This window comes from Candidatus Hydrogenedentota bacterium (assembly GCA_012523015.1).
Classification (GTDB): domain Bacteria; phylum Hydrogenedentota; class Hydrogenedentia; order Hydrogenedentales; family CAITNO01; genus JAAYBJ01.
Map to the genome: position 1 here is coordinate 38,820 of JAAYJI010000078.1, position 11,168 is coordinate 49,987.

11 protein-coding genes are annotated in these 11,168 nt (G+C 50.4%); 3 read left to right on the forward strand and 8 right to left on the reverse strand.

Annotated elements, in window-relative coordinates:
• The first annotated feature begins 14 nt into the window (after nt 1–14).
• The 3 genes from GX117_03385 to GX117_03395 all read left to right on the forward strand — a co-directional run bounded on the left by GX117_03385 (nt 15) and on the right by GX117_03395 (nt 2,909).
• Nucleotides 15–977, forward strand: coding sequence for a sugar phosphate isomerase/epimerase (locus GX117_03385; protein ID NLO32387.1), 963 nt, complete (start codon nt 15–17; stop codon nt 975–977).
• A gap of 141 nt (nt 978–1,118) precedes the next feature.
• The gene (locus GX117_03390; GenBank protein NLO32388.1) at nt 1,119–1,520 is read left to right on the forward strand and encodes a hypothetical protein; all 402 of its coding nucleotides are present in this window, start codon (nt 1,119–1,121) and stop codon (nt 1,518–1,520) included.
• A gap of 72 nt (nt 1,521–1,592) precedes the next feature.
• Entirely contained in the window at nt 1,593–2,909 is a 1,317-nt protein-coding gene (locus tag GX117_03395) for an FAD-dependent oxidoreductase (protein NLO32389.1), read from the forward strand.
• A gap of 3 nt (nt 2,910–2,912) precedes the next feature.
• Here the strand turns inward: GX117_03395 and GX117_03400 are convergent, their stop codons facing one another.
• The 8 genes from GX117_03400 to GX117_03435 all read right to left on the reverse strand — a co-directional run bounded on the left by GX117_03400 (nt 2,913) and on the right by GX117_03435 (nt 10,704).
• Complete coding sequence (locus tag GX117_03400; protein NLO32390.1) at nt 2,913–4,385, reverse strand: bifunctional metallophosphatase/5'-nucleotidase; 1,473 nt, start codon at nt 4,383–4,385, stop codon at nt 2,913–2,915.
• Nucleotides 4,386–4,424: 39 nt separating this feature from the next.
• Nucleotides 4,425–5,003, reverse strand: a complete 579-nt coding sequence (locus GX117_03405; protein NLO32391.1) for an orotate phosphoribosyltransferase — start codon at nt 5,001–5,003, stop codon at nt 4,425–4,427.
• Nucleotides 5,000–5,686 carry an orotidine-5'-phosphate decarboxylase gene (gene pyrF, locus GX117_03410; GenBank protein NLO32392.1) on the reverse strand — a complete coding sequence of 229 codons (687 nt, stop codon included), beginning with the start codon at nt 5,684–5,686 and terminating at the stop codon, nt 5,000–5,002. Before pyrF ends, GX117_03405 begins: the two co-directional genes overlap by 4 nt.
• A 102-nt stretch (nt 5,687–5,788) precedes the next feature.
• Nucleotides 5,789–6,583 carry a hypothetical protein gene (locus GX117_03415; GenBank protein NLO32393.1) on the reverse strand — a complete coding sequence of 265 codons (795 nt, stop codon included), beginning with the start codon at nt 6,581–6,583 and terminating at the stop codon, nt 5,789–5,791.
• Between the two features lie 3 nt (nt 6,584–6,586).
• Nucleotides 6,587–7,606, reverse strand: a complete 1,020-nt coding sequence (locus tag GX117_03420; GenBank protein ID NLO32394.1) for a transketolase family protein — start codon at nt 7,604–7,606, stop codon at nt 6,587–6,589.
• A 5-nt stretch (nt 7,607–7,611) separates the two neighbouring features.
• The gene (locus tag GX117_03425) at nt 7,612–8,439 is read right to left on the reverse strand and encodes a transketolase (protein NLO32395.1); all 828 of its coding nucleotides are present in this window, start codon (nt 8,437–8,439) and stop codon (nt 7,612–7,614) included.
• 188 nt (nt 8,440–8,627) lie between these two features.
• Nucleotides 8,628–9,875 (reverse strand): aminotransferase class III-fold pyridoxal phosphate-dependent enzyme, encoded by a 1,248-nt coding sequence (locus GX117_03430; GenBank protein NLO32396.1) that lies wholly within the window; start codon nt 9,873–9,875, stop codon nt 8,628–8,630.
• A 64-nt stretch (nt 9,876–9,939) separates the two neighbouring features.
• Entirely contained in the window at nt 9,940–10,704 is a 765-nt protein-coding gene (locus GX117_03435; protein ID NLO32397.1) for a hypothetical protein, read from the reverse strand.
• Between the last annotated feature and the right edge of the window lie 464 nt (nt 10,705–11,168).

Consider the following 11,168-nt stretch of genomic DNA (forward strand, 5'->3'; position numbering starts at 1 on the left):
AAAGGAGTAGTCGAATGAAACTAGGGTTATTAACGGCAATGTTCAGCGAAAAACCGCTGAAGGAAGTACTTGAACTGATCCGCCCCCTTGAATTGCAAACTGTTGAACTGGGTACCGGTAATTTTCCGGGCGACCCCCACTGTCCGCGCCGCGCTTTGCTTGACTCCAAGCCCATGCGCACAGAATTGCTTGACACCCTCAAAGGAGAAGGCCTTGAAATCAGCGCGCTCAGCTGCCACGGCAACCCCTTGCATCCTGATGAAGGCTACGCCAAAGAAAATCACACGGTTACTTTGGAAACCATCGAATTGGCGAATCTCCTCGGTGTGGAAGTGGTGAATGGTTTCTCCGGATGTCCCGGTTCCGGTCCTTGGGATAAGAAGCCCAATTGGGTCACTTGCGCGTGGCCGCCGGATTATTTAGAAATTCTGGATTGGCAATGGAACGAAAAAGTGATTCCTTATTGGACAGAGATGGACAAAGTTCTTAAAAACGCCGGTGTCAAATTCGCTTTCGAAATTCACCCCGGCTTTGTTGTCTACAATACCGAAACCTTGCTGAAACTGCGTAACGCTTGCGGCGACAGTCTTGGCGCTAATTTCGATCCCAGCCATCTGTTCTGGCAAGGTATGGAGCCGATTGAATACGTGAAAGCACTGAAAGGCTGCATCTATCACGTCCACGCCAAAGACTCTATCGTGCATACGGTCAATGCGGCTGTGAACGGTGTTAATGATGCCAAGCCCTACAGCGATGAAATCAATCGTTCTTGGATTTTCCGTACCTGCGGTTATGGCCATGACATGAAATGGTGGAACGATTTCTTCTCGACCTTGCGCATGGTTGGCTATGATGGCCCCATCAGTATTGAGCATGAAGACAGCCTCATGTCCAATTGGGAAGGCCTGACGAAGGCCGTTTCTTTCCTGAAAGAAAGCATTATTTTTGAAGCGCCGACGGCGATGACCTGGGCATAATCCCGGTTATTTCTGAAGCTCTGTGTATGGCCGGGTCCCTTTGGCGGCCCGGCCATTTTCTTAACAAATACGTGTAAGAACAGCCGTGCTCCCATGGTCTAATCATGAGTGACGACGAAGGATGGCTCTCGGTAATTCACGGTGCGAATCTATATTTTTGCCATACCCCTGATTGTAGCTGCAATCAGTTTGATTTATATCATTCTTCGTGAAATGACCCGAGGATGGTTTGAGCATCGTGTCAAAATGCTCTTATTAGAGCGCCTTGAAAATAATCCGGAGTTGCTCTACTCCTTTCATGATCTCCAAGAATTATTGGATGGCCGCCCCCATCCGGACAAATCGAATGGTAAATTAGATTTGACCATCACGGGCTTTAGTCTGGCGATCATTGGCATCCTCTTTGTTGTGATCAATACACTCATAGGTAAAAGCCAATGGGGCGTAGGCGCGTATTTTGGCGGCGTGGCGTGTGTAGTGCTTGGATTTTTGCTCACCGTTTTGGGACTGGTCATACGCATACTTCGACGCCCGCCCAAATAACCAATGCGCCAACACAGCCGCCATGAAGGGCCGATTTCGGCTTTGTTCTTAGATGCAGGATTCTCTTGATTCATGGGAAAAAAACGTGCAACATTGCGGGTAGGTATTGTCGGCAGCGGACCGGCTGCTTTTTTTTGTGCTGATTATCTGCTGCGCTTAGCCAAGCCTTGTAAAGTGACCCTATTCGAACGGTGGCCATGGCCTTTCGGATTGGTTCGTGATGCCATCGCTCCCGACAAACAAAATCTGCGATCCTCCATGGACACCTTTACGAATACAGCGGGTGCCTCCAATTTTTCCTTTTGCGGCAATGTCACCATAGGTAAAGATATCAGCATTGAAACGCTCAAGGACTATTATCACTGTCTAATTGTCGCTACAGGCGCATCCACACCGCACATCTTGCCTATGCGCAATCCGTCACTGCAGGGCTGTCTGAGCGCGGTGGAATTCGCCGGCTGGTACAACGGCCGGCCCGGCGCTGCAGCCTTACACATTCCCCTAGACACGCCCTCGGCGATAATTATCGGCGTTGGCAATGCCGCTCTTGATGCGGCCCGCATATTGGCGCTGCCCACATCAGATTTAGCGCATACCGACATCTCCGCTGTGGCATTGGATCAACTCGCCGCAAGCAAGATCACGGATATTCATGTGGTCGGTCGCCGCGGTCCTTTTGATGTTCGCTTCGCGCCCCAAGAATTAGAGTTGTTGGGAAAAATACAAGATTGCACTATTGAGGTTCATTCTGATATTCAAGTGCCTAAGATTGAAAATCCGTCCCCTGCTTGGGCGCGTCTTGAAAAGGCATATGCGCAAGTCTTCCGACAGGATCGTACCAATCGACGAATCCATTTCCATTTTAACTTGTCTCCAACAGCCATAATAGGCGATGACCATGTGACCGGCGTACTCTTCGATTCCGAGAATGACCATAGCATCCACATACCGGCGGGGCTTGTTATTGAGAGTATCGGACAGAAGACGGAGCGCCTTCCCGGCTTGCCCTACGATACGGAACAGCACTGTATCCCGAACCAAGAGGGACGTATAGAGGAGGGGGGCATCACGCTGCCCGGATTTTATGTCGCCGGTTCGGCAGCCCAAGGCGGTAACACTGTCATCGGAGCCAACAAACCGGCATGCATGAAAACAATCCGCAAAATCGTGGAAGACCGTGCTGAGCTCTGCCTCAAAGAAGCGCTCGACGAGGAAGGCTTATATACCTTGCTTCGTAAACAGCACTGCCACTATGTTTCTTTTCAAGACTGGCAGCGTATTAATAGTGTGGAACTAGAACGGGGCGCCCGTGCCGGCAAAGTACGTGAACGCTTTACCTGCGTTGCGGACGCCCTATCCGTTCTTCATGGCGCGGAAAAAGACCGTTAAGCCTTAGGCAGCTTTTGCCGCTTCATCTGCACGCTTTACGTAAGCATCCAAGGTCTGTCCGGTACTGCAGATATCTTTGACATAAGCAGACACGGCATCAAGATAGGTGAAATCAGCCTTCTCTGCACTTGGCATATCTGTAAACAGTGGGTTGTCTTGAACAACCTCGTCAAAACGCTCCGCCCACTCCAACTCGGGCATCAACACCTTGTAGGTACGGGAAAGATCCAAATCGCCGGTAAATGTCCATACTTTTTGCTCGCCGTCCCCGACACTTTCCGAAGTGACTTTTCCGTCAAAGCCCGCCCATGAGGTCTGCCCTTTCTTCTTGGTGGCAAGCCCCTCCAAATAGGCTTTGATCTGAGCGCCGGTGAGGGACACGTAGACTAAGATTTCGCCGCGCTGTCCACCGGCGCGATATAAGGCATTTTTATCGATGCCCCCGGCAGCGAGATTGCTGCGCATAATTTGACCGGCATGACAAAAAGCTATATCTGCCTTACCAAAAGACCGGAGCCCTTCAGCAGAGATCTGAGCGAGGGTGTTGGGCTGAATCACTTCGTTGGTGTGCCCCACCACTTCGTTCGCTTCAGGCACAATACGCGCCTCTTCCTCAAGGATCCATGCAATCATGGCTTCATCAGGCTGAATTCGATCATGAGCCATTTCGACGGCTTCCATACGATAATCAGCAATAACCCCTTTCTCACAATCGACAACCAAATCCATGGAAATGACATGTCTGCCGTTACTTCCCGCCATCAAAATTTCTGCGCCTGTTTCCGGAACTTTTCGCGGCTCTTGCAACAATTCATGGCTGTGTCCGCCGAAAAAGAGCGCCACATCCGGAGCCTTCGGCGCGATCTTCGCCAAATCCCGTGAGCTGAGGTGAGCAACAACAATAACCAAGTGCGCCCCTTCCGTTTTGAGCCGTGCCGACTCAACAGCAAGCCGGTCGCCCGTCTCTTCTAAATCGAGATACTTTTTCCCTTTGGGTATGGTCATACCAATGACCCCAATCTTGGTTCCTTTAATGTCGAAAACTTTCGACACGGGGAAAACAGCCGCGCCTGATTCATCCACATAATTGAGGCACAGATGGGTCATACCCGCCATACGGGAGCAGTTCTTAAAATGATCGACACTGTACACAAAATCATGGTTACCGATGGCACCGGCATCATAGCCGATCTTTTTCATGGCTTCATATAAAATAGTGCTCTGCGTGGCATAGGAGATCATATCCCCTTTTTCCATGACGTCGCCGCCGTCTAGCAACAAGATATCATCCCGTTCCTTGCGCTGGTCAGCAACGTAGCCCGCCACATAGGGCAAGCCGCCAATACCGGCCGGACCGGGCTTAACATTATCGTGTATATCGCTTGTATATAGAATGAGTACGGAACTCGTATCGGCGTAACCGCTCAGTGCCGTAAAAAGGCACAACACAAGACAAAAACTAATCTTCTTAAACATGTACATTCTCCCACCAATATCCTAATCGAAGTGTTTTACTTATTGCTCTATTAAATCATCGGGATCTACAGGCTCACTTTGTGCCAAATCGGGGGGCAGATCGTCGGCCGGCCAACTTTCCATCGCCAACGTAGCAACAGGATGAAAGGGGCAAGGAAACTGCGCCTTACCGGCGCTGCGGTCAATCAGAACTGATACACCGATTACTTCAGCGCCCCGTTCGATCAGATGATTGATAGACTTTAAAACGGAGCCGCCCGTCGTAATGACATCCTCCACCACCAACACGCGTTCGCCCGCTTTCAAACGGAAGCCTCGCTTCAATGCCATGCCTCCGCCATCGGCCTTTTCGGTATAGGCGGCGCGGCATCCCAACTGCCGTGCTGTTTCATAGGCTAAAATTATCCCGCCCGTGGCAGGGCCAATAACAAGATCAATGGCTGACGCTTCAAAGGGCGCTGCCAAAGCACGGCCCAGCGCTTCGCCATTTCCCGGATATTGCAGAACCCGCGCCGCCTGCAGAAATTGGCGGCCATGACGGCCGCTTGTATAAAGGAAATGTCCTTCCAACAAAGCGCCCGTATCGCGAAACAACTGTATTACCTGCTCTGCCTTCATAGATGTAACTCCTCCAAAATTTGTGCAGCAGCTTCTGATGGATTGGGGTGCTTCAAGATGGGACGACCCACTACAACCATGGACGCGCCCGCTAAGGCGGCCTCCCGGGGGGTCATGACGCGCGCTTGATCATCCTTGGACGCCCACGTTGGGCGTACACCGGGTGTGACAATCAGCGGATCTTTTCCCAAGGCTTCCCGTAAAATTTCTATTTCTAAGGGGGAACATACGATACCGTGAGCACCTGCATCAATAGCCTGGAGGGCTAGACGACGGACAGCATCTCGAACCTTCTCTCGTATTCCCACTTCTTCATGAAGCACCACCTCGCTGATGCTGGTCAGCACCGTAACCGCCAAAATGCGTGTGTCACTGCCTTCCACAGCCGCTCGTGCCGCTTCGATCATGGCACGTCCGCCGCCGGCATGAAGTGTCATGAGCCCGGCGCCGAGATCGGCGGCAGCGCGAGACGCAGCGCCCACCGTGTTCGGGATATCATGATATTTAAGGTCAAGAAAAACTTTTTTACCACAAGCCTGCACCTCGCGGACGATATCAGGACCGCAGCGCGTAAACAATTGGGCGCCGATCTTAAACCATTCACAGGCGCCACATGCGTGAACCGCTTCCAAAGCGGCTTCACGGGTATCCATATCTAAAACAACAATTAATTCTGTTGACATAAGCTTCTTTCTTTAGCTGCAATTAATAAGCAGCATTTCGCCCTGTTTCCAATGCTTGGAAGGGCGTACAAAGCATTTCGCCTGCCTCTCCTGTGCGCTGCGTCAAGATAACAATTTGGCGATTCGCAACATGAAATCACCAACACGCCCCCCGTATTCGGGAGAACCGTCATTGACAAGCAATCCCTGCGCAATCGCTGTGACAGTATCTACCGAATTGGACAAGACCGGCAGCGCATTATCGACACTGGAGAAGCGCATATGGACAAAAGGCTGCCGCCGTGTGTAAACGCCACGGCCTGCTTTGGTATTGCCCGCCTTCACTTTCAAATAACAGGCAATGTCTGAGCCTTCAACGCTCCATTGGTAAATACGTTCCGGTTGTTTCGACGTCCACGCTTTCATGTCCGGATCGCCCGCTTTGTTCATACGGCTCAAGGCGGTTGAAACCATGTACAACGACATCTTCACTTTCAGATACGCTTTTTCCGGCGTTTTCGGTTGGGCGTTGGGCATTAAAATTTTCATTGCCAACAAGACCTTAAAGGTTTTCAGCAACAATCCGAAACGGCTGGGAATTGCCTTGAACAGCGGACCTAAGCGCGGCAAAACAGGTTTTCCACGAAACATATCGTTCATTGATTTAAGGCTTGGAAAATCGAAAAGGAGATCCGCTTTGCCTTCGAAGATGCCTTGTTCTACGCAAAAGTCGCCCTTGTCGAAAACAAGGTAAGCGCCTACAGGCGCGTCCGTGTCTTGCGCACGAAATTGAACAATTCCGCTCAGCCCTTCAAAAGATTTTTTGAAGGCAGGATCGTCTTCGAGCAGCACTTTAATGACGGGCAACACGGCATGCAATACGATTTTTCCAGCCAATTGTTCGTCGGAGAACGTCATAGATTACACCTCATCTTCCCAGTCTTCCGTCTCTTCAAACTCTCGATTCAACAATTCGCGAACCTTCTCTACGATGCCCTCTGTATCAATTTTGAAGTTGTGCATGAGGTCTTCCGGATGTCCATGAGGCGTGAAGGTGTCGGGGATACCCAGTTTTGTGAAGGCACAGGCTTTTCCGCTGCCGGCGATCACATCGGCCACTGCACTTCCCAATCCGTTGATAATAGAGTGATCTTCAACGGTGATCAAGCGCCGTGTATCAACAAGGGCTTTTAAAATGCTCTCTTCGTCCAAAGGTTTCAGTGTGTGCATATTGAGCACCCGCGCACTGATATCACTTTCTTCCTTAAGTATGTCCGCTGCTTGCACTGCATGCCAAACGGTGTTGCCTGTGGCAATAATACATAAATCGGAACCGGAACGCATTTCAATGGCTTTGCCGATCTCAAATTCATAGTCTTCCGATTCATAAACGGCAGGCTCGAAACAGCGTCCAATACGAATGTAGACCGGCCCATCAATATCCATGCTCCGCTTCACGGCTTGCGCAGTCTCTATGGCGTCAGCCGGTACGATGACGGTCAGATTGGGCAAGGCGCGCACGATGGCGAAATCTTCAAGAGCGTGATGCGTACTTCCTGCAGAACCGAAGGAAATGCCGCCATGGGTTGCGATCACTTTCACATTCAGATTTTGGTAGCAAACATCAGTGCGCAGGAATTCACAAGCGCGCATAGACGCAAAAGCGGAGAAGGTAGAAACGAAAGGAATGAGCCCTGCCCTGGCAAGCCCTGCACTCACACCAAACATGTTTTGCTCGGCGATGCCGAAATTAAAAAAGCGATCGGGATAGGCGTCGCCGAAAGTTCCGATCTTGGTCGATTTCGCCAAATCCGCGGAAAGGCCCACAATTTCAGGATGAAGGGCGCCTAAATCTTTCAAGACGATGCCATAAATTTCCCGCTGAGAAAGGGTATTGGCATCATAAATGGTCCAACTAAAGGTACTGTCTGTTTTTGACATGATGCTTATTCTCCTATGGATCGTTTGGCTGCTTCCACTTGTTCCGTACTCAGCCCGCCATAGTGCCAGCCCGGATTGCCTTCCATATAATCAACGCCTTTGCCTTTGACCGTATCGCAAAGAATCATGAAGGGTTTCCCTTTATGCTGCAAAGCTTGTTCGATGGCGTCGGCAAGTTGAACCAAATCATGACCATCCACTTCCACGGTTTCAAAACCGAAAGCGCGCCACTTGTCCGCTAAGGGTTCAAGACTCATAACCTCTTCGGTGGGGCCGTCAATCATCATGTGGTTGCGATCTAAAAATACAATCAAATTATCTAGTTTATAGTGGGCTGCCGACATCGCCGCTTCCCAAATAGACCCTTCGTTGCTCTCTCCGTCGCCCACCAAGCAATAGACGCGCCAGTCTTTTTTCAGAACCCGAGCGCCCAAAGCCATTCCCACGGCTTGCGACAACCCATGACCCATGGAACCCGTGGATGCCTCACATCCCAACACCTTATGGGCGTCCAAGTGCATGCCCAACATGGAATCGGTTTCATTGAATTCGCGCAGTTCCTTGCGGTCAAAATAGCCTCGTTGCGCCAAGACCACGGCATGACCCACGCCGCCGTGTCCTTTGCTCAAAACGAAACGGTCCCGCTCTTCCCAGTCCGGCCGAGACGGATCAATATTCATATACTTCCAATACAACACGGTCAGTATATCCACCATACTGAGCGAACCGCCAACGTGCGCGCCTCCGGACCAGCCTGTGACATCCACAATCTCCCGGCGTATTAATTTCGCGCGCTCCTGCAGCACTTCCAATTCTTGACTTGTCAATGTCATAAAGGACACCCTCTTCTTTAACGTTGTTATCCTGCCTTACTTTTCAAGTGGCTTCCGATCGGGCACACACGATACCCGACACACGCTCAGGGTATAAAACCCTCATCCCACACCAAACAATACACATCAGCCTTATGTAAAGGCAAATTTCCCTTGATCCTGATTGGTATTTTTCGGATAGGTAAAACTCAGGCGCTTTCTGTATTCTTTTTGAGTGCCGTGAAAGCGGCGTCACAGATTTCCAAGGTACGCCGAATATCCTCTTCCGTGTGGGCGGCTGACACGAACCAATTATGATGAGAGGTAAAGAATGCGCCGCGGCGCGTACATTCACCGCACCATTGCTGATGGAGCATCAAACTATCATCATCGGTTAAGCGCAAATAGGGCATGGATGGTTCACCGGAAACTTTCATGGTAAAGCCATGTGCTGCGGCGCTGTCCACAATACCATCTGTCAATTGTTTGCCCAGCCCCAAGATCAGTTCCGGTCCATTGATCCGCTTCAATTCTGTGAGACAGGCTATGGCGGCAGCAAAAGACGCGGCACAGAACCAAAAGCTGCCCGTCTGAAAAACCCGCGATGCATCAACGCGCAAGGCTTCCACACCGACAAGTGCAGACAAGGCATAGCCATTGGCAATAGCTTTCGAAAAGGCGATTAAATCGGGCTTAAACCCATAATGTTCACAGGAACCGCCCATATGCAGCCTGAATCCTGCGCGCACATCATCCACAATGATGACGCTGCCATTCTTGCGCAGCAGCGCTGTCGCCTGTTCCCAATAGCCCGGCGCCGGCAGTTCATTATCCGCAAAAATGGGGTGATGATAGGGGGACGCAATAAAGCCGGCAATATCGGCTCCATGTTCCGCTAATACGGCTTCCAGCGCAGGGATATCATTCCAAGGGATACGAATCAGATGATCATGATCACCGTCAACAACCCCATGATGACCGGGCGCTTGCATCCACGGAGAGGTTCCATGATAGCCGCCGTTAATGGCAATAATCTTTTTGCGGCCTGTAGCGGAACGCGCGACCATAACAGCCATATTGGTTACATCGGCGCCGTTCTTGGCAAAAAAGGCCCATTCTGCGACGGGAATGGTATCTACCATCAATTCCGCCAGCTCCACCATGCGCGGCGAGGCTACGGTATTGGCGTCGGCAGCGGCGCGCTGTTTTAGGTAGGCTTCATCCACTGCGGCATTTCCATAGCCCAAAATCATGGGCCCGTAAGCACACATGTAATCGATGAATTCATTGCCGTCCACATCCCAAAAGCGCGCTCCTTCTGCACGTTCTGAGAAGAAGGGATACGATTCTACAGGGACACAGGGGGCGGGGCTGAAATGACCATAGATACCGCAAGGAATCACTTTTGCCGCCCGTTTAAACCACGCTCTTGAGTTTTCAAATGTGTAGGTTTCCAAAAGAGATACTCCTTTTTTTATCACAGGCTGTGGGTCTTCTTAATCAAAAAGAAAACAGCCGGTCTTAGGATAAATAGGTGCCAATACGATCCAAGATCAGATTCGTGTTGTCAATCAAAGGTAACATACCCCTGAGCTCCACATCGCCCAAGGCGACAGAACCAAACTCATCCAATTCACCGGTAAAGGCGGCATTGGCAATTTCGTGATTACGGAAAGACAAGACCGCGCTCGCATCCTTGATCTCGCCACGTCCACAATCGACAATACCTTTGTCTTTATAGCGCGCCCATGCATAGGGCCCCTCCGGCAAGATACGAATTTGTACGATCCCGGACGGGGTCTGAGCGGCCACTATAGAGGCAACGGGATCCAATGCTGCCAACTCTTTGGCGGCATAGGCGGCGGTATATAAAGACAAGGCTGTATTGATGCGCTTATAGGTATCATCGCGGGGCGTATTTTGATCAGGCTTTAAAAAATATTCCAAGCGCTGCGTAAGTTGTGCGAACTCATTTTTTAAGAAGCCAAGCCGCGTAAACCCCTTCAACGGAATGGGATTCCCTTTGTTCTCAAACATGTTGTTTAACTGCAGCGGAGACATGAAAAACAGAATTACATCGGAAGCCGCCTGAGCCTCTTGCTCAAAATAGCAACGCCCCTCTTTAAAGCGCAGCACCGGCGAGATATCCCCTTTAATCCAAAAGCGTATGGATACATCCCAGTCTTTGATTTGCGCCTGTGTCTCTGTGTCAAGCTCGGGCAGTACTTCAAGATTGCGCAACACTGCGTTCAGGTTTAACCGTGCTTTTAGCGTGTCTGTTATCATGAATATCCACCTTGCCGCTATGGTGAAAGATCCACCATGGTCCGTATCCGGGTTCTAAAAACAAGTTTATCAGTAGTAAGAATAGGGGCGACTCCAAAAACATACGGCCACTGTCTCAAGCAAAGGCTTTGCTTTTGTGTAACAATCTATTTTTTTCGCCCTTCTGTACCTTACAGGCTCGGCAAATCATACAAGACTAGACTACCAAAAATAGGCTTTTGTTTCAACTGAGCTGTTCCCCGACCTCTAAAAGTAAGTATGACCCATTTACGAGGTGCAGCGATGCATCAATAAAAAAGCCGCGCCCAATTGTGTTTCAGGCGCGGCTTGCAAACAAGGCGGATTCAAGGTTGAAATGCAACCGGTGCAAAAAAAGAGGACATCACAGAGATCTTCGGTACAATAGTTCTGTTGAAACACCCGAAGGAGTCCATAATGTCCCACCACCATTTTACACGAGATGA